Origin of the sequence: Paenibacillus sp. CR_12 (genome assembly GCF_041953985.1) — a bacterium.
Classification (GTDB): Bacteria; Bacillota; Bacilli; order Paenibacillales; family Paenibacillaceae; genus Paenibacillus_AQ; species Paenibacillus_AQ lautus_A.
Window position 1 is genome coordinate 176,265 of sequence record NZ_JAVFHO010000001.1, and the last position, 24,714, is coordinate 200,978.

General features: G+C 51.5%; 24 protein-coding genes. 14 read left to right on the plus strand and 10 right to left on the minus strand.

Translation table 11 applies throughout. The features are described 5' to 3' along the window. Positions 1 to 39: 39 nt before the first annotated feature. Positions 40 to 1,026, plus strand: a complete 987-nt coding sequence (locus RB297_RS00830) for a formylglycine-generating enzyme family protein (RefSeq protein ID WP_375119477.1) — start codon at positions 40 to 42, stop codon at positions 1,024 to 1,026. Positions 1,027 to 1,156: 130 nt separating this feature from the next. Continuing rightward, positions 1,157 to 2,158 carry a phosphotransferase enzyme family protein gene (locus RB297_RS00835; protein ID WP_375119478.1) on the plus strand — a complete coding sequence of 334 codons (1,002 nt, stop codon included), beginning with the start codon at positions 1,157 to 1,159 and terminating at the stop codon, positions 2,156 to 2,158. A gap of 90 nt (positions 2,159 to 2,248) precedes the next feature. Here the strand turns inward: RB297_RS00835 and RB297_RS00840 are convergent, their stop codons facing one another. After that, a complete protein-coding gene (locus tag RB297_RS00840) occupies positions 2,249 to 2,845 on the minus strand; it encodes a YjgB family protein (protein ID WP_192572421.1) in 597 nt (198 codons plus the stop codon). 328 nt (positions 2,846 to 3,173) lie between these two features. Between RB297_RS00840 and RB297_RS00845 the strand changes: the two genes are divergently transcribed. Continuing rightward, a complete protein-coding gene (locus RB297_RS00845; RefSeq protein WP_090911724.1) occupies positions 3,174 to 3,971 on the plus strand; it encodes a formate/nitrite transporter family protein in 798 nt (265 codons plus the stop codon). Positions 3,972 to 3,999: 28 nt separating this feature from the next. On the opposite strand, the gene RB297_RS00850 is transcribed toward RB297_RS00845, so the two are convergent. The 4 genes from RB297_RS00850 to RB297_RS00865 all read right to left on the minus strand — a co-directional run bounded on the left by RB297_RS00850 (position 4,000) and on the right by RB297_RS00865 (position 7,881). Beyond that, positions 4,000 to 4,527: a GNAT family N-acetyltransferase gene (locus tag RB297_RS00850; protein WP_096773351.1), complete on the minus strand. Its 528-nt coding sequence runs from the start codon at positions 4,525 to 4,527 to the stop codon at positions 4,000 to 4,002. 212 nt (positions 4,528 to 4,739) lie between these two features. Then, complete coding sequence (locus RB297_RS00855) at positions 4,740 to 6,578, minus strand: UbiD family decarboxylase (RefSeq protein ID WP_375119479.1); 1,839 nt, start codon at positions 6,576 to 6,578, stop codon at positions 4,740 to 4,742. A gap of 107 nt (positions 6,579 to 6,685) precedes the next feature. Then, positions 6,686 to 7,327, minus strand: a complete 642-nt coding sequence (locus RB297_RS00860; RefSeq protein WP_375119480.1) for a GNAT family N-acetyltransferase — start codon at positions 7,325 to 7,327, stop codon at positions 6,686 to 6,688. Further along, positions 7,324 to 7,881, minus strand: coding sequence for a hypothetical protein (locus RB297_RS00865; RefSeq protein ID WP_375119777.1), 558 nt, complete (start codon positions 7,879 to 7,881; stop codon positions 7,324 to 7,326). The genes RB297_RS00860 and RB297_RS00865 overlap by 4 nt, the downstream gene beginning before the upstream one ends. A 168-nt stretch (positions 7,882 to 8,049) precedes the next feature. Between RB297_RS00865 and RB297_RS00870 the strand changes: the two genes are divergently transcribed. Together RB297_RS00870 and RB297_RS00875 are read left to right on the plus strand one after the other, a co-directional pair. Further along, a complete protein-coding gene (locus RB297_RS00870) occupies positions 8,050 to 8,649 on the plus strand; it encodes a TetR/AcrR family transcriptional regulator (protein ID WP_375119481.1) in 600 nt (199 codons plus the stop codon). A 140-nt stretch (positions 8,650 to 8,789) separates the two neighbouring features. Next, positions 8,790 to 9,251: a hypothetical protein gene (locus RB297_RS00875; protein ID WP_375119482.1), complete on the plus strand. Its 462-nt coding sequence runs from the start codon at positions 8,790 to 8,792 to the stop codon at positions 9,249 to 9,251. Positions 9,252 to 9,647: 396 nt separating this feature from the next. On the opposite strand, the gene RB297_RS00880 is transcribed toward RB297_RS00875, so the two are convergent. From RB297_RS00880 to RB297_RS00900, 5 genes are all read right to left on the minus strand, one after another. Next, positions 9,648 to 9,926: a YxcD family protein gene (locus tag RB297_RS00880; protein WP_009591356.1), complete on the minus strand. Its 279-nt coding sequence runs from the start codon at positions 9,924 to 9,926 to the stop codon at positions 9,648 to 9,650. A 3-nt stretch (positions 9,927 to 9,929) separates the two neighbouring features. Then, a complete protein-coding gene (locus RB297_RS00885) occupies positions 9,930 to 10,373 on the minus strand; it encodes a membrane protein (RefSeq protein WP_015734645.1) in 444 nt (147 codons plus the stop codon). 55 nt (positions 10,374 to 10,428) lie between these two features. Then, positions 10,429 to 11,007 carry a PadR family transcriptional regulator gene (locus RB297_RS00890; protein WP_096773357.1) on the minus strand — a complete coding sequence of 193 codons (579 nt, stop codon included), beginning with the start codon at positions 11,005 to 11,007 and terminating at the stop codon, positions 10,429 to 10,431. A gap of 204 nt (positions 11,008 to 11,211) precedes the next feature. Beyond that, a complete protein-coding gene (locus RB297_RS00895; protein ID WP_009591389.1) occupies positions 11,212 to 11,781 on the minus strand; it encodes a beta-class carbonic anhydrase in 570 nt (189 codons plus the stop codon). A gap of 51 nt (positions 11,782 to 11,832) precedes the next feature. Then, positions 11,833 to 12,162, minus strand: coding sequence for an iron-sulfur cluster biosynthesis family protein (locus tag RB297_RS00900; protein WP_096773358.1), 330 nt, complete (start codon positions 12,160 to 12,162; stop codon positions 11,833 to 11,835). A 128-nt stretch (positions 12,163 to 12,290) separates the two neighbouring features. Here RB297_RS00900 and RB297_RS00905 point away from each other — a divergent pair, with 128 nt between their 5' ends. From RB297_RS00905 to mutL, 9 genes are all read left to right on the plus strand, one after another. After that, the gene (locus tag RB297_RS00905; RefSeq protein ID WP_096773359.1) at positions 12,291 to 13,811 is read left to right on the plus strand and encodes a carboxypeptidase M32; all 1,521 of its coding nucleotides are present in this window, start codon (positions 12,291 to 12,293) and stop codon (positions 13,809 to 13,811) included. A gap of 200 nt (positions 13,812 to 14,011) precedes the next feature. Continuing rightward, positions 14,012 to 15,016, plus strand: coding sequence for an ABC transporter substrate-binding protein (locus RB297_RS00910; RefSeq protein ID WP_096773360.1), 1,005 nt, complete (start codon positions 14,012 to 14,014; stop codon positions 15,014 to 15,016). A 40-nt stretch (positions 15,017 to 15,056) separates the two neighbouring features. Continuing rightward, positions 15,057 to 15,830, plus strand: coding sequence for an ABC transporter ATP-binding protein (locus tag RB297_RS00915; RefSeq protein WP_375119483.1), 774 nt, complete (start codon positions 15,057 to 15,059; stop codon positions 15,828 to 15,830). 5 nt (positions 15,831 to 15,835) lie between these two features. Then, a complete protein-coding gene (locus RB297_RS00920) occupies positions 15,836 to 16,669 on the plus strand; it encodes an ABC transporter permease (RefSeq protein WP_009590856.1) in 834 nt (277 codons plus the stop codon). Between the two features lie 138 nt (positions 16,670 to 16,807). Beyond that, entirely contained in the window at positions 16,808 to 17,788 is a 981-nt protein-coding gene (locus RB297_RS00925) for an aromatic acid exporter family protein (RefSeq protein ID WP_192572413.1), read from the plus strand. A gap of 128 nt (positions 17,789 to 17,916) precedes the next feature. Beyond that, positions 17,917 to 18,477, plus strand: coding sequence for an outer spore coat protein CotE (locus RB297_RS00930; RefSeq protein ID WP_015734653.1), 561 nt, complete (start codon positions 17,917 to 17,919; stop codon positions 18,475 to 18,477). A gap of 106 nt (positions 18,478 to 18,583) precedes the next feature. Continuing rightward, a complete protein-coding gene (locus RB297_RS00935) occupies positions 18,584 to 19,849 on the plus strand; it encodes a putative amidoligase domain-containing protein (RefSeq protein WP_375119484.1) in 1,266 nt (421 codons plus the stop codon). Positions 19,850 to 19,910: 61 nt separating this feature from the next. Continuing rightward, a complete protein-coding gene (gene mutS / locus RB297_RS00940; protein ID WP_375119485.1) occupies positions 19,911 to 22,682 on the plus strand; it encodes a DNA mismatch repair protein MutS in 2,772 nt (923 codons plus the stop codon). Positions 22,683 to 22,720: 38 nt separating this feature from the next. Beyond that, positions 22,721 to 24,703, plus strand: a complete 1,983-nt coding sequence (mutL, locus tag RB297_RS00945) for a DNA mismatch repair endonuclease MutL (protein WP_192572410.1) — start codon at positions 22,721 to 22,723, stop codon at positions 24,701 to 24,703. Positions 24,704 to 24,714: the final 11 nt, after the last annotated feature.

A 24,714-nucleotide genomic window follows, 5' to 3' on the forward strand; every position in this document is an offset into this window, starting at 1 on the left:
GTCCTGTTCTCCGTATCAAGGATAGGAGGAACAAATAACATGGGAGAACCACATTCCTGCTGCGCAGGATCCAGAGCGCACGTGCAGTCGACGGGATCCTGCCAGAAGGCTCTTATTGGCACTATGAGAGACGAAAAGTATGATGAACAGTCTCATCCTGATTTTCATACCGATATGATCATGCTGCCTGGAGGGACGTTTACGATGGGCACGAATTCGAATGAAGGTTTCCCTCGTGACGGGGAAGGGCCGGCTCGCAGCGTAACCGTCTCCGGATTCGAGATCTCGTCCCATGCCGTAACGAATGGGGAATTTCAACGGTTTGTGGAAGCCACCGGTTATGTGACGGAAGCGGAACGGTTCGGCTGGTCGTTTGTATTTGAACTGCTGGCTTCGGAGGAAACGAAGGCAGCAGTAGCCCAGGTGCCGCAAGAGGTGCCTTGGTGGCTGGTGGTCGAAGGGGCATACTGGGCAGCACCCGAGGGGGCGGATTCCAGCATCGAAGACCGAATGGACCATCCGGTCGTACATATATCCTGGAACGATGCCGCGGCTTACTGTCAGTGGGCAAGCGTGCGGCTTCCGACGGAAGCGGAATGGGAATATGCGGCTCGCGGCGGTTTGGAGGGCAGGACCTATCCGTGGGGAGATCTGCTGAAACAGGACGGAGAGCATCAATGCAACATATGGCAGGGCAAATTTCCGGTCAAAAATAACGCCAGCGACGGGTACATCGGAACCGCGCCGGTGGATGCCTACAAACCGAACGGTTACGGACTGTACAACATGTCCGGCAACGTATGGGAATGGTGCGGCGATTGGTTCAGCCCGTCGTATCATCAACAGACCTCGGCGAACAATCCGTTCTATGGGGAGCCTACCGGCAAAAGGTCGATGCGCGGGGGTTCGTACCTGTGCCACAGATCCTACTGCAACCGTTACCGAGTCGCGGCGCGGAGCGGGAATACACCCGACAGCTCGACGGGCAACTGCGGTTTCCGGGTGGTGAGGGATGCGGTGTTATAGAGCTTATTGTTGTTAATAGACAATGCAGCTTGGCGTAAAGGTTATAATTGCGAAAACCAAAGAAATTTCGCGAAAAATGATGATATTTTCGGATTACGATAGGATTTATAAAGGTAAGAGAGGATGGATCATGATTCAGCAGCTTCTGCAATCGTATTGGCCCAAGTGGTACGGAGATACGGTGAACGGCCCAACGGGCTGGAACAATACGACCCTTTTTATTCATAACCCGCATCGGCGTTCGGTCATGCGCATTTACAATACGCATCGTGACAAGGCAAGGATCGAATTCGAGTTTGCGGTTTTGGACTCGCTCCAGCGGGCACCCCTTAGCTTTAAGGTCCCAACGCCTGTTCCATCAACGTCTGGCGATAAGATGGTTCGGGTTCAGGACGGAAGTGATCGATACGCTTGCCTATTCGAATACATTGAAGGAGCGCGACCGGATGAAGAGAGCATTCAAGCGACTTATTCCTTCGGGGAAAAAACGGGAGAACTGGTAAGTGCACTTGCGGCTTGTTCGATTGGAATGGAGCCGGTGTATCCGCCCTATTACGAGCTGCTTCAATCGTATCCTTCGTGCAGCAGGACATTCATTCAGGATTTCTGCAAGCGACCGCCCGTCGAGTTCCAGAAACAAGGAAACGCGCTGCAAATCCTTCAAGGAGCGTACACCGAGATATCCGGCAGGCTGGAATCCCTGAAAAATCTGCCGCAGCAGCTGGTCCACGGGGACCTGAACTTTTCAAACCTGCTCGTAGATTCGGAACAATCGGGCAAGGTCATCGCGTTGCTCGACTTCGAGTTTTGCACAAAGGATGTCAGGGCGATGGAACCTGCGGTCGTTATTTCGGGATTCTTGGGAATGGCGGAGGAGAAGGTCGCTATCCGGCAGTTCTGCGCAGGCTTTGCCAGCCGCGTACGGCTGACCGAAGAGGAGATTGCTGCCATACCGGTACTGCTGCGCTTGCGTTTGGTTGACGTTTTCTTGCATTTTTTGAGCCGCTATCGGGAAGGGACCGATGATTCCCATGTGCTGCAGGAGCAGATCGGTATGCTGGCAGCCGGATTGAAGCGGCTGGAGCAAAGTCAGGCATGGATGGAAGACGTGTTGACACAGTATTTGATGTAAACCAAAAACCCCGATCTCTTCAAGAGACCGGGGTTTTTCTTAATGTGGCGAACCGTTATTCAAGAAAATTAAAATGAATTGATTCAACCGTTACTTTTTCAGCAGATTAATATGATCCAGTTCCGTGCTGCTGTTGAAGATAAACTCCAGCTTATATTCACCACGATGGTAAGTCAGCTTGGTTTGCTTCGTTTTTCCGTTCTTGAATGTGGTGGTGGCATCCGGAGCAAACCAATTCTTCTTCAGCATTTTCATGGTGATGCCGCCGATGTTCGTCTGTCGTTCCACATTGGTGCCAAAATAACGCATTTCGCGAATCTTATTCAGCTTGTAGGAGAAGGCGTAGCCCGGATTCCCCATGTTGGCCCCGTATACGTCGAAGGCATCGGCATCCTTGCCTGGCACGGGAGGCTCGCCAATGGCCTTGTACACGTCCTGCTTCGTGCTTTTACCGATCGTTAATCCGCTGACCGCACCGGGGAATTGTCCCTTCAATGCAGGTTTATAAAAGCTGTTGAGCGTCTTGAGCGCGTGCTCGGCAGCATAATCCTCGGCGCTTGCCGCCGTGGCGGCTTCAGCCTGCTGCAGTGGCAAAACAGCATGATTTGCTCCGAATGCACTAAGGCCGACGACGCCCGCCATAGTCAAAGTGACGATTGCTTTTTTAGCTGGTTGCTTCAAGTTCATGTTGCATCCTCTCCTTTGTAACAACTACTTACCACATGCGCTGCGTATCAAACAAGTGATCCTGACTTATCTTCCCATGATAGTTGATGCTTAAGGGCAATGGGTTACGATTCTATGAAGATGACATTGCAGATTTGATACCTGGAATAAGAAGCCTTGCTCGATCCTAATGGTTTGAACGATGAATCGGGTACGCCAATCGGCCGAACATTGATGAATCCGTCCATGACCTGAGCGTTATCGGAAAATGGGGTAATAGTACAGAGGTGATATGAATTTTTGGAAAAATCGTGTAATCTATATAGAACCGACTTTTTCAGGAGGAATTATGGAAACCGAATCCTTACTCAAGGTGGAGCAGCTTGCTCTCAAAAAACACAAAATTTTTAAACAAAGCCAGCTGCGCTACATCGCCCGCTCCATGCTCGCCAGCATGTTTATCGGCTTTGGCGTCATCGTCGCTTTTAAGACGGGCAACTTTTTTTATCTGGAGCATTCCCCGCTGACTTATCCGATGGCTGCCCTTACGTTTGGCGCGGCGATTATCCTGATCGCGTACGGGGGAGGGGATTTGTTTACAGGGAACACGTTTTATTACACGTATGCCGCTCTCCGCAAGAAATTAAAGTGGCTGGAAGTAGTCAAGCTGTGGATCTTCAGTTATGCAGGAAACATCCTGGGGGCCTGCACGTTTGCGCTGTTGATTTTCTTAACGGGATTATTCACCGATTCCTCCGTGAACGGATTTCTGCTCAATGTGGTGGAACACAAAATGACCACCCCGACGATGCAGCTGTTTTTTAGAGCGATTCTGTGCAACTGGCTCGTATGCCTTGCCTTTTTCATCCCCATGTCCCTGAAGGGCGACGGAGCCAAAATGTTTGCCATGATGCTGTTTGTTTTCTGCTTTTTCATCTCCGGATACGAGCACAGCGTTGCGAACATGTGCACCTTTGCCATTGCGCTCGTGCTGAATCATCCGGGCACGATTTCGTTTGATGGCGTATTGCATAATCTGATTCCGGTAACGTTCGGCAATTTGATCGGCGGCGTTCTATTAATGGGCTTTATGTATTATTTTGTGAACAAGCCTTTTCTGGATGCGAAGGAATCCTCTGGTGAATAAGGTTTGGAAGCGCGCAAGCTTAGCTCCGCTAGCCTTGTAACAATGAATACACCCGCGTATCGTGTGCCGTGCCGTTCTGATAGATATACTGGCGCAGGGTTCCTTCCGCTTCGAATCCGAGCTTGGCCAGCAGTGCATGGGAAGCCTGGTTCTCCATAAAAACGACGGCACCGATGCGGGTTAGGCCAAGCTCCTGAAATCCATATGCCAGGATGGCGGAGGCCGCTTCGCTGGCATATCCTTGCCTCCAGAAGTCGGGATGGAGCTCATATCCGATTTCTGCTCTTCTATGCCGTGGGGACCATGCGTTATATCCGATCGTCCCGATCAGGCCTTGCCTATCTTTCCTTTCGATGCCCCATCGAATCCCGCGCTGCTCTGCGTAGTTGTTAGCGAACAGCTCAATGAATCGACGAGCTTGCTCGGGGCTGGTCAACGTGTCTTGACCGTAATAGCGGGTCACCTGCTCATGCGAGAAGCAGCTGTAGATCGCCTCGGCATCCTGAAGCCGGATTTCACGCAACCTTAATCGTTGAGTCTCTAGTTCTGGAAACATGATTTCCCTCCTTGGATAAACCGTATTGGCTAATATGGATTAGATTTCATTATATAAGATGTATTGATAAAGAGAAGAGGAGTGCACGGAATTCGCGTTGTTTCCATAAAAAAATAAAGGGCTGGTCGCAAAGTCAAATGGACGTTGGACCAGCCCTTTTTACAATTTTATCCCTTCACTTCCTTATACAGCTAACCCGCGGTTCTAAGCTTTTAACGCAGCGAAATGCGGCTTAAGCTGCCGCCGTTCGCAAACAAACGCTGGATGCTGCGTTCAACCTCCGCGTCCGGTATCAACGGAGGGGCTTGGTGCGGTTTCGTGCGGGCATCGATAATGACCGTGTCGCAGCCCCAATGCTTGTGCTCATAGCGGCTGTTCACGCCGTGAATGTCATGGGAAGGATTGCTGCGCGTAAAGGTTGCCCAAAGAAAATTGTTGAGCGTTGCGCTCATGAATTCACTGTCATCGCACAGAATGATCATCGGGCAGGAAGGAAGCGAACCTCGTTCCCGGATGGCATCGCTAAGGCTCGACATCTCCTGCGCCACTTCGGAATAACTCGTAAAGGGGGCTCCCTGGATGGCGACAATGCCGGGCATGATCCATTTTGCAGGCGCATACCCGGGAAGATCCGTTAACGCCTCAGGCACCGCTTGGCACAAATCCCTTTTTTTATCCCCGACCGCCGCAAATACGACCTTGCTGCCGGTGTTGAGTCCGGTTCCGGAATAATCGAGCGTATCGATCGTGGTATTGGTCTGAAAATGGATGTCCCGTTGCAGATCGATGCGTTCCAATATATAGGTCAAGAAGTCCTCGATATGATGCGTGCTTAAAGGCTGGTTCTCTTCAGCTGCAATGAATAAATACTTGGCCAAGCTTAATTGGCCCGTGCCCAGTATCCGGTTGGAGATGGTGAGAAGCTCAGCCGGCTGCTTTACTTGTTGATATGGGGTATACCGTTCGCTGCCGATGGCAAAGAGCAGGGGGTGTACCCCGGCAGCATCAACCGCATGGACTTCCTTGACCCCCGGAATTTCTTGCCGGATCGCCCCGCCGGTCAGCTCATGAATCAGCTCCCCGAAGGACGTATCTTCCTGCGGCGGTCTCCCGACGACCGTAAACGGATAGATGGCCTGCTGCTTGGCATAGACTTTATGCACTCGCATGACGGGAAACGGATGGACCAGGCTGTAATAACCCAGATGATCCCCAAAAGGTCCCTCGGGCTTGGTTTCGCCGGGATGGATCTCCCCCGTAATAACAAAATCCGCATCGTGGCTGATGCAGTAACCATCCACATAGCTGTACCGGAAATGTCGTCCCGACAGCAGTCCGGCAAAGGTAAGCTCGCTCATGCCTTCCGGCAGGGGCATAACCGCTGAAATCGTATGGGCGGGGGGCCCCCCGATAAAACAGCTCACTTTCAGCGGCTGACCCAGCTTATTCGCCTTCGCTTGATGGATGCCGATGCCCCGGTGGATTTGGTAATGGATGCCGACTTCCTTGTTCATTTCATATTCATTGCCTGTGAGCTGAACCCGGTACATGCCCAGATTGGAATTCATCACGCCCGGTTTCTCCGGGTCTTCGGAATACACTTGGGGCAGCGTGACGAAAGCGCCGCCGTCGTCCTTCCAGTGCTTAATGAGCGGCAGATCGGAAATTTGGATTTCCTGAAATCCGGGTGGCAGGGCACCTGTTTTTTTGATTGGCAGTGCAGATTTAGCTGCTAGTCCCGTTCCGATATATTTAAAAGGATTTTTGAGCGCCTTCATCGGATCGTTGCGCAGCGCGATAACGTCTTGCGTTGATTCGAAGGTTTCCCGAAAAATGAATTTGCTGCGCTCGATCGTGCCGAACAGGTTGGATACCGCACGAAACCTTGAACCTTTTACATTCTCAAACAGGAGTGCCGGGCCGCCTGCCTCATAAACCTTCATATGTATGGCCGCCATTTCCAAATGAGGATCGACCTCTTCATGTATACGAACCAAATGCCCATGTTTCTCCAAATCAATGATGCATTCTTCCAGATTATGATATTTCATTACATAGCTCCAATCCCTTGTAGATAGTGAACTTATTCTACTATTATCGACAATCTCATGGCGAAGGTCAATGACGCCCGATATAGAATGGACGAACGGCTCCGTCATTAAAAATCGTCTTTCTGATAGAACATGCAATACAAGGACAGGGCGTTGATTTTTTCTTCATGCCTCAAAACAAATCCCCATCTTTGATACAAATTTACATTCTCCTTATTTTCAGTATCGAGCGCGATTCCATGTGAATTGTGATCCGAATTAACCACTTGAAGCAGGTGCCGCAGCATTGCTGTTCCAATTCCCCTGCATTGGACCTCCGGATTCACTCCGATCATAATGAGATAATGGTGCGGAGAAAAAGGAGCAGCCGATCTCGTAATGCCCATATAGGCATTCAGGAATCTCAATGTTTTGACTGGGAGTTGGAATAACAACGGCAAGAGTCTTCCAATCAGCAAAAAAGCGCCCTTCAAACGCTTAAGCTTGCTTATGCCGGGTTTCTCTACTATGAAGGTACCGAGCAAGATTTCGTTTTCATAATAGCCCCATATTTCTTCATGCAGCAGAAAGCTTTTATCAAACATGAAGGAGACAAATGCAGCCGCTCTGCTGCTTGATTCACGATCAAGCTCTGGATCGCCAAATGCATGCAGAAACAAAGGATCCCGGGCAAATGCCCGGTTCATAATGGATGAAAATAAGATTTTATCTGCTTGGGTCAGCTTGGATACTCTGCATGGAATGTTCATGATTTCTCTACTGCTTTGCCATAATGATCTACAGCAAAGCTGTACAATACTTTCAGCATAAACAGGGTGCCGGCCAATAACATGTAGGGCTGGATGCTGGACAGCAAGAACGTAACCCCTATGCCGATCGACAGGAGCAAGCCTCCTATAAATCGCTGCGATGATTTCCCGATCAGCGCATTCACGGTCACAGCTCCAGCGATGGTATATGCCCATATACCGACGGCATACCCGATATCGGTATCCAATAGAAGCGCAATCATGATGATATGCACATGTATCGCAAGGAACACTGTCCGATTCGTTTTTCGGGACGCGTAGAAATTACTGGTTGAGATTGTGAAATTGGCAATGCAGCCGGCGAATATATCGAAGATAAGCAATAAGGCAAGGGCACTGCGCCATATAGGCAAAGAGTTTGTGATTTCAGGATAAATGAAGCTCACCGCGATGGTTAGAAGTCCACCGAACAGCAGAATGACCAGAATAGAGCCAACGGACTGCTTTTCACCAAAAACATCATGCAGAATCGAAGGAATCTTTACGATTTTCATCACGTAACACACTCATTTCTTTTGTGATTTAAATTAAATTATGTAGTATTTGAATTGATTTACTATAAAAACAATATAACTCCAAATAGGTGGTTGTCAATTGTTTTATAGTGAGAAGATTGAAGTACTCTAAAACTTGATATATACTTCAATTGAGGTGGGGAACATATGAACGGGTATGAACGAAGAAAGCTGCTAAAAATCGAACAGGTCTTCGATGCCGCATTCCAGCTATTTACAAGGCATGGTTACCAAAAGGTCAGCGTGAACGAAATCGCCCAACAGGCAGGAGTTTCTCCCGCGACGATATACAACTATTTCGGAACCAAAGATCAGCTTTACCATGATATGATCATGAATTGGATGGACAAGCAGTTGGCGGAGTATGACCGTATACTGGAATCCGACCTGTCATTCCCGGAGAAGACCAAAGCAATCATGCTGCTGGAAGCTAATAATTTGACCTTCTTGTCGGAAGAGTTTCGTCGAATTCAAGCCTTTGAAGATCACAGCATCGATCTGAAGATTCGGCAGGAAAGTGAGCAGAAGATTAAAGGCTTTTTCATGAAGTTTGTTGCACTCGGGAAACAAGAAGGTTATATCGATAAGGAGCAAACCGAAGAGGCGACGATGCTGTTCTTCACGATGTTCATGAATGAGCTCGGCCGGCGCTGGGATTCGGCTAACCGCGAATTCGCCATCAGCATGGAGAGCTTGATGGAGCTGTTCTTTTACGGGTTGGCGGGACAACATCATGGTGGAGAATAACGATGAAACGGTTTACGATCAATCGGGACCTGTTTAAAAATGCGGTAAGGGACGCCCCGCGAAGTTTCTCATTGAATCGTATAATGGGGAGTAGACGAATAAGCTGAAGTACAGCTTCACTAGAAGAGGAGGGAACGGTTTTGTTTCATCCAACGAGTCTCTTCATGCCTTTTCTGGTTCTGCTTCCTAATTTCTTGTTCTTTAGACGCGCGCCGCATAACATGTCCGGTCGGCCCAATCCCAGCTTGATCTTCTCGGTTGCCGAAGGGATCGGGCGAATCGGGACCATGATCGTCCCTTTATTTTTTGCGGTGCAGCTCCGGCACGGGTACGAAATCATCTCGCTCATCGTAATGATTCTAGCGCTATTGCTATACTATGGGGGATGGTGCCGATACTTTTTGAACGGCAGGGATTATGGGCTGTTATTCAAGCCGGTTATGGGGATTCCGGTACCACTAGCGATAACTCCGGTCCTTTATTTTCTTGCTGGTTCGGTGGTTTTGCATTCCATCCTGTTGTTTATGTTCAGTATCGTTTTTGCTGCAGGTCATATCCCAAACAGTTTAAGAGAGCACGAACGAATCTTACATAGGGACTAAACTGCTTCGTTATCTCAAGCTTCTGCAAAAATACAAGGTGGATAATGCAACCACCCTTTTGAAGTATGCCTAGGATGAGATCCAAGAAATGAAGGATATGATCAATAAATTCCTTTCTTCAGATCGGTGAAACAGTATGAGGAATGGCATAAGGAGGGCAAGCGGAAAGAGCTTGATTCGCCTAATCCGGGCAGAAACGCAGGTAAAGACTAAGCGAAGCTAATCATTATGGCGTTCGTATAACTCGTATAACTAATAGAAGAAGGCGCAGATATGGTTGAAGTGCTTTTCTTGGACGGGTACTTCATTCGGTGTACGAACGGATCTACATTTTGGTAATCCAAAAAGCAGCCCCTCGCACAATGGCGAAGGGCTGCTTTTATATAATTCATAGCCTTATTGCTGAACAATGGCAATAATTTCATCTTCCAGCTCAAGTCTTACCTGCTCGCTGTATGCGCGGATATTGTACTCGGAGTGAAGGTAGCGGAGAATGGCCTCGATGAGGTTGGCCTCAATCAAATACTGAGTTCTTCCGTTGACCCATACTTCGGCCGTATATCCCGTATCTTCGTCCCAGCTAAGCTCAAGTGATACGTCCGTTGGTTTGACGCCTCTGCGTTCTGCTTGGTGAAGGCAGACCGCATTGACGATTTCGTCCATGCTTAGAACCATGGATTAGTACCGGTTATTGTGATTGTTGTTGTCGCGAGGCTCGTTTTGTTTACGACGATTCTTCACGGCACGTACAACAGCCATAACGATCATAATCAAAGCCCAGATTGCGATCAGGTTAATGAGCAATCCCATAATTTCGCCCATGAAGCCCATGCCGGCGAACATGCTGCCGAAGAGCAATCCGGCCAGACCGCCGATCATAAGTCCTTTCATCAAGCTGCCACCGCTAAAAAATCCTGGTTTTTTCGTGTTAGCGGCTGCCCCTGTATTGGATCGGTTGTTCGTTTGTTGCACATTATTGGTATCATTCTTTTTCGGAGTGCTGTTGTATGACTTGGTTCCGGATTTGAAACCTCCGCCACCTCTTCTGGCATCTGCGGAATCAGGCGTCAGCGCTACAAAGAACAGTGTAATCGCTACTAGAATCGTCAATACTTTTTTCATCGTGTTCTGTCGAACCTCCCAGTTAATTTAGAGTATAAAGAGTAATACGGACGAGTCACGATAGGGTTTCAAAATTTGTGCGGCCATGGTTTGAGGCTGTAGCGCGTTGCTGCTGTCTCAGTAATTCCAGAACCCAATCGCACCATTTCAGCTCGGTTTCAGCCATCATCAGTCCTTTGGTAGCGAGCACATAATTGCTGAACGCCTTGCTTCCGATCTCGCGGGTGTCCTCCGGAATCCCCGCTAAAATCTGCTCATAGTAACGCTTTTTCTCCAGATAACCGATTCTGCGGTCCTCGAAAATATCGACGGCGATGCCGATCTCCGTCAACCACAGGCAAAAGGTTCGAAGAGAAAGCTCATCCTTGGTGACTGCAGGCGCAATCGGTTGGTACATCCATTCACGCAGCTTCTGCATGCCTTTGTCTGTAATCGCATAAATTTTTTTGTCCGGTTTATCGCTTTGCTGAACCCAGTGCGAGGACAACAGCTGTTTCTCCTCCATGCCGGACAGCAGCGGATAGATCTGACTGTGTTTGGCTTGCCAAAAAGGCTGTATGCGAAGCATCAAATCGTATCCTGATGATTCTCTTCTTGCTAGTAATCCTAACAAGCCGTATGACAACGTATTCATGGACATAACTCCCTTTGAAACGCATATCGTGGACGCCAAGGCAGGAATGATAATCCGCCTATCGGTCCGGTTGATAAAAAGTGTACACTGAAACTGTATGGTTTGACAACCGGGGGAGGGGGCTTTCTCTCTGCTTTTGACAAAATTGTGACTAAAAAAGCACAAACGCGTGCGCGTTTGTGCTTCCATTTGACTTTGGTTGATTTATTCGTTCTCGTATCCTTCCACGACGAGATCAAGCGCACCGGTGTTGGGGTCGATGACCATGCCATGGACGGGTACGTTTGGAGGAAGGAGCGGGTGGTTTTTAATCAGGCTGACCGTATTTTTTACGCCGTCCGTAATGTTATCGAAACCGCGAAGCCATTTGGATAACCGGATGCCGGAGTTTTCCAGCGTGGACAGCACTTCATCGGAAATGCCGCGGTCTCTCATATGCTGGATCATGTCCTCTGCGTTCAGGGATGCCATGCCGCATTCGTAGTGGCCCACAACGATGACTTCTTCCGCGTGAAGCTCGTACAGCGCAACCATGACGCTCCGCATCACGCTCCCGAAAGGCTGGGAAATGATTGCGCCGGCGTTTTTGATGATTTTGACATCGCCATTCTTGAAATTCATCGCTTTCGGCAGAAGTTCGACCAAGCGCGTGTCCATACAGGTGATGATCACGAGTTTCTTCTCAGGAAAACGCCCTGTCAGATAGGATTCGTATTCTTTATTCTCTACAAAGCTGCGATTGTGTTCCAGTATGCTGTTAAGGTGTTTTTCCATCGATTTTTTCTCTCCTTTTGTGTATCTATTATTCATTTAGAATGCTGCTGCTTACGCTCTGGTATCCACTACCTGGATATTGGTGCCATAATGCTGTCCGCTGCTGTCCAGACGGAAGGCGTATGCGGCCGGATCGGCATCGAGTTTCATCTTCTCTTCAAAAAAAACAGCTTGCTTGCGGTTCACGATAAACGTTACCGGGCTGTCCGTTTCGACAGAAAGATCATCCGGCGTCGGCTCATCTACAATACGCAGGCCTGGGACGCCGTTGACGGCACATCCGCATCCCTCCGTGTCATAGATCAGCCTGATTGCACCCGGCTTGTCCCCGAGTTTGTCCTGCAGCTTCAGCTCGGCTTGCGGGGTAAGTTGAATATTCACGGCATCCTGACACTCCTTTATATGTAGATTGTTATTTATTCTTTCTGGAAGTTGATTATATACCTTGTAAAAAGTATCATCAATAGAGTAAACAAGAATCCTATCATAAAAAAAGAAGGTGTGCCGGTATGGCAGTACAACATTTACAGCAATGGGAACAATTTGAACGATTGGTTCGCAAAATCATGAGTTACTACGAAGCTATTGGCCTACTTCATTGGGATTTACGGACAGGCGCTCCGCGCAAAGGAACCGAGATCCGCTCGGAAACGATCGGGGTTCTCTCCACAGAGGCATTTAAACTGCAAATATCGGAAGAGATGGGAGAGCTGTTGTCTTTCTTTGCCAAGCCGGAACAGGCTGAGCAGTTGGATGATCGCAAACGCCGCATGATTGAAGAAGTGCGCAAGGTATACGACCAGAGCAAGTCCATCCCGCCTGAGCGCTTCCAGGAATATTCCATTCTCGCCGCCCAATCGGAGACGAAGTGGGAGGAAGCGAAAAAGAACAGCGATTTTGAAGGCTTCGAACCTTACTTAACGAAGATCGTTGCGTTCAAGCAAGAGTTTATTGATTATTGGGGCGTGAAAAACACCAGATACGATACGCTCCTTGATATGTATGAGCCGGATTTGACGGTGGAAAAGGTGGATGCCATCTTTGACCGCTTGAAAGCGCGTTTGGTACCGCTGGTGCATGCGATCCAGGAATCCCCCTTCAAGCCGAAAGCAGACTTCTTGAAGCAGCTGTTTCCGAAAGAACAGCAGGAGAAATTCAGCTTGTTCCTGCTGGAGCAGATGGGCTACGACTTTGAAGCGGGACGCTTGGACGAGAGCGTACATCCATTTGCCACGGGCTTGAACCCGGGAGACGTGCGGATTACGACCATGTATCTGCCGGACGATGTGCTGAGCGCGGTATTCAGTTCCCTGCACGAGGGAGGCCATGCCCTTTACGAGCAGAATATCGACAAGGAGCTCGCGGGGACACCGCTCTCCGGCGGTACCTCCATGGGCATCCATGAATCCCAATCCCGTCTGTGGGAAAATATGATCGGCCGCAGCCGTCCGTTCTGGCGCCGTTATTTCGCGGATTTGCAGCAGCACTTCCCGGAACAGTTGAAGGACGTGGACGTAGAGGACTTCTACCTGGCCGCGAACAAGGTGGAGAACTCCCTGATTCGCATCGAAGCGGATGAGCTTACGTATAACCTGCATATCATCATTCGTTATGAGATCGAGAAGAAACTCTTTAACGAAGGTTTGGCGGTGAAGGATCTTCCGGAGACCTGGAACGCGAAGTATAAGGAATACCTCGGCATTATGCCGCCGAACGATGGGATGGGCGTGCTTCAGGACGTTCACTGGTCCGGCGGGGATTTCGGGTATTTCGCCTCGTACTCCCTTGGCAACATGTATGCGGCCCAGATGCTGCACACCATGCGCAAAGAGCTGCCGAATCTGGACCAGCTCATCGAAGCCGGGAACCTGGCTCCGATCAAGGAGTGGCTGACGGACAAGGTATACAAATACGGAAAGAGCGAGAAGCCGTCCGAGATCATCGAACGCGTCACCGGTGAAGAACTGAATCCGGATTATCTGGCCGATTATCTCGAAGAGAAATATAAAGAGATCTACAAACTGTCATAATCACGAGAAGCGCAGCCCGAGAGGCTGCGCTTTTTTTATTCGGAAGAGTTTTGAAACCGGGTCCTTTTTTATTCGTTCCCTGCGTAAGTGGAGCCAATCCGAATTTGCCGGTCTGCTCTAACCAGGCGTTTAACCTTTGGGCTGACGCTTGCATATGCTGAAAAATAAACATTGGGTCTATGGGAATGGAGGGTTATCGAATGAAGCGTCAAAAATGGTGGGGGCTGGCTTTATCCTTGCTTCTGGTCTGCGGAGTTGCGCTTGCCGGGTGCGGGGGCGGCGGATCGGCCACGAAGGTCAAGATCGGCGAAGTGACGCGTTCGATCTTCTATGCGCCGCAGTATGTCGCGTTGGAGAAGGGATTTTTCAAGGAAGAGGGGCTGGATGTCGAGCTGCAGACGACCCCGGGCGGAGACAAGACGATGACGGCTCTGCTGTCCGGTGCCATCGACGTGGCGCTTGTCGGCTCGGAAACTTCGATTTACGTGTACCAACAGGGGTCTGAAGACCCGGTCATCAATTTCGGGCAGGTGACGCAGACGGACGGCACGTTTCTGATGGCCAGGGATGGATCGGGTGATTTTGACTGGAACAGCCTGAAGGGCAAAGTATTCCTCGGTCAGCGTAAGGGCGGAATGCCGCAGATGGCAGGCGAGTTTACGCTCCGCAAAAAAGGAATCGATCCGCATGCGGACCTGGAGCTGATTCAGAACATCGATTTTGCGAACATCGCATCGGCGTATGCTTCCGGTACGGGTGAGTTTGTCCAGCTCTTTGAGCCGCAGGCCTCCATATTTGAAAAAGAAGGCCGTGGCAAGGTGGTGGCTTCCTTTGGCGTAGAAAGCGGGCATCTGCCGTACACCGTGTTTATGACAAAGCAAAGCTATATCGACAAGAACGATGCCACGGTGCAGAAGTTTACGAACGCCCTGTACAAGGCACAGCAATGGGTGGATGCGAGCAGCCCCGAAGATATCGCGGATGCGATCCTGCCTTATTTTAAAGACAGCGACCGCGATATCGTGGTGTCCTCGGTCAAGCGCTACAAAGAGCAGGGCAGTTATGCCAGCGATCCGATCGTGGATGAGGCGGAGTGGAACAATCTGCTGGACGTGATGGAGCAAGCCGGGGAACTGAAGGAACGGGTAGCGCCGGATGCCATCGTCAACAACAGCTTTGCCGAAAAAGCCAAGCAAGCTAAATAATCACGTACTCCTGATCCATAGAACGAAAGGAGAGAGCACCATGGTACCGGTAGTTGAATTGAATGATATCGCTCATGTATATGTCACCGATCGGGAAGCCTCTCTGGCTGTGGAAGGAATTCATTTGAAGGTGGAGCCGGGGGAGTTCATCAGTCTGGTAGGGCCTAGCGGCTGCGGGAAAACGACCATCTTGTCCGTCATTGCCGGCCTGCTTGCCCCCTCCAAAGGGGCTGCTTACGTAAACGGCAAACCGGTAAACGGACCGTCGCCTGAAGTCGGGTACATGCTCCAGCAGGACTATTTATTTCCTTGGCGCACCATCATGGATAACGCCTTGATCGGATTGGAATTGAGGGAAAGGCTGAATCCGCAAAGCCGAAGCGTGGTAGGGAATCTGCTCAGGGAGATGGGGCTCGGGGAGAGCGGTAATCTGTATCCGGCGCAGCTGTCGGGTGGGATGAGGCAGCGGGTAGCGCTCGTCAGGACCTTAGCTACGGATCCGGGACTGCTGCTGCTGGATGAACCTTTCTCCGCGCTGGACTACCAGACGAAGCTGCAGCTTGAGGATTTGATCGTGGAAACCTTGAAGGAGCGGGGAAAGACGGCCATCCTGGTCACTCATGATTTATCCGAAGCGATTGCGATGAGCGACCGGGTCATTCTCTTGAACCGTAATCCCGGGCGGGTTCATCGTTTGTTTGATATCCCCGACAACATCCGCCGGGCGCAGCCGTTTTTTGCTCGCAAGGAGCCGGGGTTCAATGAATTGTTTCATGAAATCTGGGGCGAAATGCAAACGATCGGGAAGGAGTGAAGCCTATGACATCAAGGGATGAGCCGTCAGCTTCTTCTTCGAAGGGCTGGCTCCAGAATATCCATGCAAACCACATGAAGCGAAAGAAAAGCATGCAAAACCGGGTACTGACCGTTCAGCTCAGCCTGCTGCTGCTGTTCTTTATCTGGTGGGAAGCGGCGGGCAGATTCAAATGGATCGACGTGCTGCTGTTCAGCTACCCCACCAAAATCTTCGCGAACATATGGGATAACATGATCAGCGGCGAGTTATGGGGACACCTGGGGGTCACGGTAGGGGAGACGGTTGTCGGATTCCTGCTCGGCACGCTCGTTGGCACGCTGATGGCCGTATTGATCTGGTGGTCCCCGTTTCTCAATAAAGTGCTGGATCCTTATATGGTCGTGTTCAACAGCATGCCAAAAGTGGCGCTGGGTCCCATATTCATCGTGATGTTCGGCGCCGGCTTTACCGCCATTGTCGTCACTACGCTATCCATTACGGTCATTGTGACCACGCTCGTCGTATACAATAGCTTTAACGAGGTGGATTCCAATCTGATCAAGGTCGTCCGCACGTTCGGCGGAACCAAGCGCCAAGTATTTCAACGGGTCATCTTGCCGGCTTCCTATCCCGCGATCGTATCGACCCTCAAGGTTAACGTGGGCATGGCATGGGTGGGCGTCATCGTCGGCGAATTTTTGGTTGCCAAATCGGGTCTCGGTTACTTGATTATGTACGGTTTTCAGGTATTCAACTTCACGCTCGTGTTATCGAGTCTGCTCATCATTGCCGTTGTTGCAACGGCCATGTATCAAATCGTGGTATATATAGAAAGGAAATTGTTGACCCATCGCTAAGCAGGCATCACCTGCGGCGTCAGGCATGGTTGTTAACGGCATAAAAATAAGCTAGGATGAAGATACCTTATATATGCGGCTAACATGATAAAGAAGCAGATATAGCCATCAACAACTCGCCTGGAGGCTCTTCATCACATGGGATTTCGTGTCATCAAAACAGCAGCGGCCAGCCTGCTTGCCATTTTAATTACAGATGCTTTGAACATACCGGGGGCTACGTCCGCCGGTCTTCTTGCTATACTCGGCGTTGACGTTACGCGCAAACGGAGCGTGCGCTCCATATCGTCCCGATTTTTTGCGTCATTGCTGGGACTTGTACTGGCGTGCATTTTATTTTATTTTCTCGGTTTTCATTACTGGGTGCTGGCCTTGTACATATTGCTTGCATTTCCCGCGATATCGAGGGCTAATTTCAAGGAAGGCATCGTGACCAGTTCGGTTGTGGTGTTTCGGGTGTTTCAGGGGGAAGAGATCGGACTCGGCATATTGCTCACGCAAATCGAACTCCTGATTATCGGCCTCGGGTCGGCTATGCTCGTGAACCTGGTTTATATGCCGAACAGCGAGGGGGCGATGATGGAGATCCGCCGCAAGGTGGATGGGCTTTTCTCCGTCATTTTCCATCATTTCTCGCTGACGCTTCGAAACCCCGAACATATATGGGACGGAAAAGAGCTGATCGAGGCCAATCGGCAGATCGAAAAAGGGATAGAGGAAGCAAAGCGGGCTTCGGAGAACCAGATGATTCATCCGGACGGCTCCTGGAACATCTATTTTTATATGCGTAAGGAACAGATGGAGAATATCCAGAGCATGATGCATCAGATCTCCCAGGTGTACGAGCGGCTTCCGCACGGCGTGCTGACGGCTGAAATTTTCGATCAGTTAAGCCAGGATGTCGTTGCCGAAGGCTATACGGGGAAGTCCGAAGGTCTGCTGATTGAGCTGGAGGACAGGTTCAAGGAGATGGAGCTCCCGACGACCCGCGAGGAATTCGAGGTCCGTTCTGCGATATTGCAGCTCTGCCACGAGCTGGAATACTATTTGAATATCTCGAAAAAGTATAAAGCGCCCACGGCGAAAAAACCGCAGAAGCGCGCGGATTCGGCCGTATAGCTTAGCGATTTTCAAAAATAAATCTGATATTTTTAGCATCATATGAATTTATTTGGACCACTTCATTCAACATTCGCCCATGTCTTGCATACACATGTATGGAATGATTGTATGGAGGAGGTTCGAAGATGTCATTGAGTCATAAACACCAATGTAGAGAAATCATCACGAAGGCGATCTGCGGCAAGGGTCGTAAGTTCTCTACCGTAACACATACCGTGACTCCGCCTAATAATCCGACCAGTATTTTGGGGGCTTGGATTATAAACCATCAGTACGAGGCGGTTGCCGCCGGAGACGGAATTGAAGTTATTGGTACTTACGATGTAAACATCTGGTATTCCTATGACAAAAATTCGCAGACCGATGTGGCGAAAGAAACGGTATCGTATGTAGAACGCGTGCCTCTATCCTATCTGGATCCGAAGCATCGTGCATCCACGGTGGAGGTTTCGGCTGAAGCGACGCAGGAGCCGAGCTGCGTCGAGGCCAGCGTATCCTCGAATGGCACGAGCGTCATTCTGCGGGTAGAGAGAGAGTATGCGGTGGAACTGGTAGCCGAAACGAAGGTCGTTGTCAAAGTATGCAGCTACCCTCACGGCGACTACGAAGACAAAGAATTCGACTACGTCCTGGGAGACGACGTCGATGATTACGAAGATTACGAAGGTCTGGAGGATGAACTGTAAGTTAACCCTCCTGTAGGAATGATTATAATCTTAGCATATGCAGCGAGGGCAGCTTTGCGGAGGGCGGATGCCCTCTTTTTTATTTTTATTTGCAGGGGGAATGGGGATGGCTAGAATGATCGTACGACCGGCGGCCGAAAAAAAACATGTGTCGCTTCATGGATCTGCTTTGCTCATGGCGCAAGCACGGTTGATCCGATCCGGGATTCCGTGTGGATTGAATTCGGGTTCAGTCGAGGAGAAACGTTACGCCGCTAGGTACGCGGTGCATGTCGACCGGCTGGCTGCAGCCAAGATCCGCCAACATCAGATGGGCGGCAGCGAAGCGGTGTTCATGCCCGATCCCGAGAGCGGAAGATATGAAGATGGCCTGCATCGAAGATTGGAGAAAGCGGCCCTGCGGTCGCTGTACACGCTGGGCGTCGATGAAGGGGAGGTCATCATTACGGCCCTCCCCGGTCGAAGATACGTAGTGGAGGATGTCCGCATGCCAGCTGACCGCAGCAAAGCCGTAATGAGTGCCAAGGGTCAGCGGTCACGGCGGACGGAAGGGTACCCTGCTAACAACGAAGAAGGCGATTCTTCTCTTGTTTCATCGTTACTCATGGGCATGGATCCGGAGTTTGTCCTGATGAAGGATAACGGAGACATCGTGTTTGCATCCGAATTTATGGAACGCGGCGGGACGGTCGGAAGCGATGCCGTTCGTTTACGGGGCGAGGTGATTTATCCTATTGCCGAGCTCAGGCCGTCGCCCAAGGCGAATCCGAAGGAATTGCTGCTTGAAATGCAAAAAGCTCTGCGCGAAGCTCATCTCCTGATTCAGGATCGTTCACTGGCATGGAAGGCGGGCGCCCTGCCTTATGGCGATTTTCCGCTGGGAGGCCATATTCACTTCAGCGGCGTGCCGCTGTCCCTGTCTCTTCTTCAGACCCTGGATAATTATGTGGCTCTGCCGCTGGCGCTTCTCGAAGACCCCAACGGGCGTCTGCGGAGGCCCCGTTACGGTTTCCTTGGGGATTTCCGCAGGCAGCCTTACGGCGGGTTTGAATACCGTACGCTGCCCAGCTTTCTCGTCTCGCCGCTCGTCGCGAAGGTGTCGCTTGGCGTTGCTTACCTGGCTGCCCGCTACAGCGATCGCCTGCCGGGGAGGCCGTTAAACACCGAACGGTATCACCGTGCCTATTACGAAGGCGATAAATCCGTGCTCAAAGAGTGTATTGCAGGCTGGCACAGGGATCTGTCGGCACTGCCGGAGTACCCGGATTTCGCCCGTGAAATCGAACGGGCTGTAGCGCACATGGAGACCGGGCGAACCTGGGATGAGAGCAGGGATATCCGGCCGCTGTGGAATATTCCAACCAAGCCGTGATGCCTTATGGTCAATTTCTGTTATAATGGAGGTCAAGCTAGAAAGGTAATGGAGGTACGTCATGGCTAAATATACGCCGATGATTGAACAATATTTGAAAGTCAAAGAACAAGCGCGCGATGCGTTTCTTTTTTTCCGCTTGGGCGATTTTTACGAAATGTTTTTCGATGACGCGATCCTTGCGTCGAAGGAATTGGAGATTACGCTGACCGGCCGCGAAGGCGGCGGTGCAGAGAAAATACCGATGTGCGGGGTTCCTTATCATTCCGCAGAAGGTTATATCCAACGGTTGATTGAAAAGGGGTACAAAGTCGCCATCTGCGAACAGATGGAGGATGCTTCGGTCACCAAAGGCATGGTGCGTCGGGAAATCGTCAGGGTCGTCACGCCGGGGACCATCATGGACGGCAAGGTCGTTCACGACAAATCGAACAATTACATGGTGTGCGTAACGGAAGCGGGCGGCTTCATGTCCTTATCCGCATGCGATTTGTCCACCGGTGAGCTCTACGTGACGTCGGTGCTTTCATCGGAGGAATGGCTGAGGGACGAGATTGGCATTTATGAGCCTTCCGAAATTATCGGGGATGCATCGCTGCTTGGGATCATCTCATCGCAGGCGCTGCCGGGCAGCCGAAATATCGTATATACGGCCTGGGATCGAAGAGAAGACGCATTGGTTCGGACCCAATTCGGAGAAGCGGCATGGGCCCGCCTCGAAGAGGAGAGAAGAGCCTGCGTATCCCTGCTCATCTCGTATTTAAGCGAGACGCAGAAACGGTCGCTGGGGCAGCTGACTCAAATCGCTTCCTACGAGCCGGGACAATACATGGTTCTGGATCCGTTCACCAGGCGGAATCTGGAGCTGGTCGAGACGGTTCGTGAACGCTCGAAGAAAGGCTCGCTCCTATGGCTTCTGGATCGTACGGAAACCTCCATGGGAGCCAGACTCCTGCGGCGGAGAATCGATAAACCGCTGCTGTCCCGAAGCCGGATCGAGGAGCGGCTGGAGGCCGTCGAGCATTTGTATAACCAGTACATACTGCGCGAAGATTTGCGGATGGCGCTGAAAGAAATTTACGATTTGGAGCGGCTGGTCGGCCGGATCGCGTTCGGCAGCGCCAACGGACGCGATTTGAATGCGCTCAAGCTGTCATTGAGGCAAATTCCTTCCCTGAAGGAGCTGTGTGCCCAGTCGCCTTCCGAGACGCTGCGGCGCGTGGCAGCGGATACCGATGTTTGCGACGATCTGTGCGAACTGATCGAGAATGCGATTGTGGATGAGCCGCCGGTGTCTGTTCGCGACGGAGGAATCATCAAGCCGGGGTACCACGAACGGCTGGATGAGTTTCGGGAAGCGAGCACCAGCGGCAAACGCTGGATCGCCGAGCTGGAGGCCAAGGAACGTGCCGCTACCGGGATCAAGTCTTTGAAGATCGGTTATAACAAGGTGTTCGGTTATTATATCGAGGTCACCAAATCCAATCTGTCATCCCTGCCGGAAGGCCGCTATGAGCGCAAGCAGACGCTGGCCAACGCGGAGCGTTACGTCACGCCCGAACTAAAGGAGAAAGAAGGACTGATCCTGGAAGCCCAGGAGAAAATGGTGGATCTGGAGTATGCGCTCTTTACCGAGCTGAGGGATAAGCTGAATACCCAAGTGAGCCGGCTGCAGAAACTCGCCGAGCGCATCGCCGAGATTGACGTCTATCAGTCGCTGGCTGCCGTCAGCGCGGAGTACCGGTTCGTCAAGCCGGAGCTGAGCGAGGGCTATGATTATATCGTTGAAGGCGGCCGTCATCCGGTGGTGGAAGCCGTCATGAAGGATTCGTCGTTTATCGCGAACGGAACGGATTTACGCAAGGACGGATCTTCGATCCTGCTCATAACGGGTCCGAATATGGCCGGCAAAAGCACGTACATGCGCCAGGTGGCTCTGTTATCCATTTTGGCGCAGATGGGCTGCTTTGTCCCGGCGGAGCGGGCGGTTATCCCGCTGGTCGACCGGATCTTTACTCGCATCGGCGCCGCCGACGACCTGATCGGCGGTCAGAGCACCTTCATGGTGGAAATGGCGGATATCCAGGTGATGACGGAAAAAGCGACGCCACGCAGCCTGATCATCATTGATGAGCTTGGGCGCGGTACGTCCACGAGTGAAGGCATGGCCATTGCGCAAGCCGTGATTGAATACGTGCATGATCATATCGGCTGCAAGGCATTGGTATCGACCCATTTCCATGAGCTGGCTCACCTTCAGGAGAGCCTTGGCGGGCTTAAGAATTATTCCATGGCGGTTCAGGAAAGCGGCGACAAGGTGCATTTTCTCCGCAAGTTGATCCCTGGCGCGGCGGACAGCAGCTACGGCATTTATTGTGCCAGACTGGCAGGTTTGCCCGGCAGTATCATTGATCGCGCTTATGGGCTGCTGCAGGGCCTGGAGATGGCTTCCCTGGCCGCAGTGGCATCGGAGCAAGGGATCGCGGTCCATCGGAAGGAGCCAGCGTCCGATGCCTCTTCGGATGTGAGACGCAGCGGTCCGGAAGCTTTGCACGAATTCCGTGAAGAGACGATGCCGTATGCCGGCAGCCTGAACGGAGCAGACCCGAAAGGCGGCGTGGTGCAGCTCTCCATTTTCGGCGAGGAGGAAGTGCCTGAATCCCGGAACGCCAAGATGGGCAAGGATCAGCACTCTTCTCCGCAAGAAGCTGTTCACGATCCTGCTGTTAAGAGCATCATAGATGCCGTCAAAGGTGCCGACGTCATGAACATGACGCCGCTTCAGGCGATGCAGTTCCTGAATGACCTGAAGCTTCAAGCGAAGGATATATGATGTCTGCATGGGAATGAAAAGGAACGGAGGTAGGAACAATGGGGATTATTCGGATTTTGGACGAGCATATTGCAAACCAGATTGCTGCCGGCGAGGTGGTGGAGCGGCCTGCCTCCGTTGTCAAGGAGCTGGTCGAGAACGCCATTGATGCCGGGAGCACCAAGATCGACGTTTCGGTCGAAGAGGGCGGACTGGACAGCATTCGCGTAACGGATAACGGCGCGGGCATTGATCCGGAGGATTGCGAGACGGCTTTTTATCGCCATGCGACTAGCAAAATTGCCGAGGGCCGCGATCTGTTTCAGATCACCAGCCTTGGTTTCCGGGGGGAAGCCCTGCCGTCCATAGCAGCCGTATCGAAGGTGCGCCTGGTTACGTCCAATGCCCAGGATGGCCGCGGACGGAAGATCGAAATCGAAGGCGGCCATCTGCGCGTGAACGAAGAGACGGCCGCACCCAGAGGAACGGATTTCCTCGTGAAGGAATTGTTTTACAATACGCCGGCAAGGCTGAAATATATGAAAACGATCCAGACCGAATTAGGGCATATATCCGATTATATGTACCGTTTGGCGCTTTCCCGGCCGGATATCGCTTTTACGCTCCGGCATAACGGGAACTCGCTGCTGCAGACGCTGGGCAACGGCGATGCCCTTCAGGTCATAGCGGCCGTATACGGCACCCAATCGGCCAAAGCCATGCTGCCGTTCGCAGCCGAGAATATGGACTATACGTTAAGCGGGTATATCAGCCGTCCGGACTATACCCGGGCCAACCGGAACGGCATGTCGCTCATCATAAACGGGCGGTATATCCGGAACTACGGCTTAATGCAGGCGATATTGAGAGGTTATCATACGCTGCTGCCGATCAACCGGTTTCCGCTCGTCGTCATTCAGCTGTCCATGCATCCTTCGTTGATCGATGTGAATGTGCATCCTTCCAAGCTGGAGGTGCGGTTCAGCAAAGAGCAGGAGCTGTTCGCTTTCGTGGAGGAAGAGGTCCGCAAGGTGCTGCAGCAGGAAATCCTCATTCCGCGTCCGGCCAAACAGAATATCGGCAAAAGCGACAATGCTTATATCCAGGAACAGCTGTCATTTCCACAGGCGCAGGGCCATGTCGGAGCGGCCCGCGGCGGGCAGGATCGGGATCTTGAGATCCCAGGCAGCGACGAGCGATCCGCGGGAGGAAACACGCCGCTTCCAACGCCGCCTGCAGCGTGGCCTGATAAGCAGACCCTTGCACCGTCTCCAACCGGTATCAAGCGTTCTTACGGGGACGGAACAGCAGAAACAGCCGCAGCTTCGCAGATGCGTGAGACGGCCGCTTCGTCTTCGTATCGGAGCGATTACCGCAATGAGGCCAGGGGAGGTGCGGGAATCCCTGCCGTGACGAAGGAGTGGCTGCAGGCCGTTTCAGGGCCGGCTCCCGAAATTCCGCCTTTTCCGGAGCTAACGCTTATCGGCCAGCATCACGGCACCTATCTCATTGCGCAGAATGATACCGGTCTGTATCTGATCGATCAGCATGCCGCGCATGAGCGGATTAACTACGAGTATTACTACGAGCAGTTCGGCAACCCGGCGGACGCATCGCAGGAGCTGCTCCTGCCGATCACGCTGGAATTCACGCCCTCGGAATCGGAGAAGGTAAAGGAACGGCTGCATTGGTTCGAGAAGGTCGGCGTTTATATGGAGTTTTTTGGCGGCCATACCTTCCTGGTCCGTTCGCACCCCTTCTGGTTCCCTAAAGGCGAAGAGAAGGCCATCATCGAAGAGATGGCCGAATGGGTGCTGAATGAGCGTAATATCGATATAGCCAAGCTGAGAGAAACCTCATCGATCATGTGTTCGTGCAAGGCTTCCATCAAAGCCAACCAGAAGCTGACGGAGCAGGAGGCGATGACGTTGATCCAGCGTTTGGGCGCCTGCCGGCAGCCTTACACCTGTCCGCACGGACGACCGATCGTGGTTTCGTTCTCGGCATACGATTTGGAGAAAATGTTTAAGCGCGTCATGTAACAGCAAGGAGG

Excerpts from the sequence above, each read along its gene's own strand:
- RB297_RS00880 (WP_009591356.1), bottom strand. The coding sequence starts at position 9,926 with ATGGTTCTAAGCATGGACGAAATCGTCAATGCGGTCTGCCTTCACCAA.
- RB297_RS00905 (WP_096773359.1), top strand. The coding sequence starts at position 12,291 with ATGGCAGTACAACATTTACAGCAATGGGAACAATTTGAACGATTGGTT.
- RB297_RS00910 (WP_096773360.1), top strand. The coding sequence starts at position 14,012 with ATGAAGCGTCAAAAATGGTGGGGGCTGGCTTTATCCTTGCTTCTGGTC.
- RB297_RS00895 (WP_009591389.1), bottom strand. The coding sequence starts at position 11,781 with ATGGAAAAACACCTTAACAGCATACTGGAACACAATCGCAGCTTTGTA.
- RB297_RS00840 (WP_192572421.1), bottom strand. The coding sequence starts at position 2,845 with ATGAACTTGAAGCAACCAGCTAAAAAAGCAATCGTCACTTTGACTATG.
- RB297_RS00890 (WP_096773357.1), bottom strand. The coding sequence starts at position 11,007 with ATGAATACGTTGTCATACGGCTTGTTAGGATTACTAGCAAGAAGAGAA.
- RB297_RS00865 (WP_375119777.1), bottom strand. The coding sequence starts at position 7,881 with ATGAAAATCGTAAAGATTCCTTCGATTCTGCATGATGTTTTTGGTGAA.
- RB297_RS00845 (WP_090911724.1), top strand. The coding sequence starts at position 3,174 with ATGGAAACCGAATCCTTACTCAAGGTGGAGCAGCTTGCTCTCAAAAAA.
- mutS (WP_375119485.1), top strand. The coding sequence starts at position 19,911 with ATGGCTAAATATACGCCGATGATTGAACAATATTTGAAAGTCAAAGAA.
- RB297_RS00860 (WP_375119480.1), bottom strand. The coding sequence starts at position 7,327 with ATGAACATTCCATGCAGAGTATCCAAGCTGACCCAAGCAGATAAAATC.
- RB297_RS00930 (WP_015734653.1), top strand. The coding sequence starts at position 17,917 with ATGTCATTGAGTCATAAACACCAATGTAGAGAAATCATCACGAAGGCG.
- RB297_RS00920 (WP_009590856.1), top strand. The coding sequence starts at position 15,836 with ATGACATCAAGGGATGAGCCGTCAGCTTCTTCTTCGAAGGGCTGGCTC.
- RB297_RS00835 (WP_375119478.1), top strand. The coding sequence starts at position 1,157 with ATGATTCAGCAGCTTCTGCAATCGTATTGGCCCAAGTGGTACGGAGAT.
- RB297_RS00855 (WP_375119479.1), bottom strand. The coding sequence starts at position 6,578 with ATGAAATATCATAATCTGGAAGAATGCATCATTGATTTGGAGAAACAT.
- RB297_RS00885 (WP_015734645.1), bottom strand. The coding sequence starts at position 10,373 with ATGAAAAAAGTATTGACGATTCTAGTAGCGATTACACTGTTCTTTGTA.
- RB297_RS00830 (WP_375119477.1), top strand. The coding sequence starts at position 40 with ATGGGAGAACCACATTCCTGCTGCGCAGGATCCAGAGCGCACGTGCAG.
- RB297_RS00915 (WP_375119483.1), top strand. The coding sequence starts at position 15,057 with ATGGTACCGGTAGTTGAATTGAATGATATCGCTCATGTATATGTCACC.
- RB297_RS00870 (WP_375119481.1), top strand. The coding sequence starts at position 8,050 with ATGAACGGGTATGAACGAAGAAAGCTGCTAAAAATCGAACAGGTCTTC.
- RB297_RS00925 (WP_192572413.1), top strand. The coding sequence starts at position 16,808 with ATGGGATTTCGTGTCATCAAAACAGCAGCGGCCAGCCTGCTTGCCATT.
- mutL (WP_192572410.1), top strand. The coding sequence starts at position 22,721 with ATGGGGATTATTCGGATTTTGGACGAGCATATTGCAAACCAGATTGCT.
- RB297_RS00850 (WP_096773351.1), bottom strand. The coding sequence starts at position 4,527 with ATGTTTCCAGAACTAGAGACTCAACGATTAAGGTTGCGTGAAATCCGG.
- RB297_RS00935 (WP_375119484.1), top strand. The coding sequence starts at position 18,584 with ATGGCTAGAATGATCGTACGACCGGCGGCCGAAAAAAAACATGTGTCG.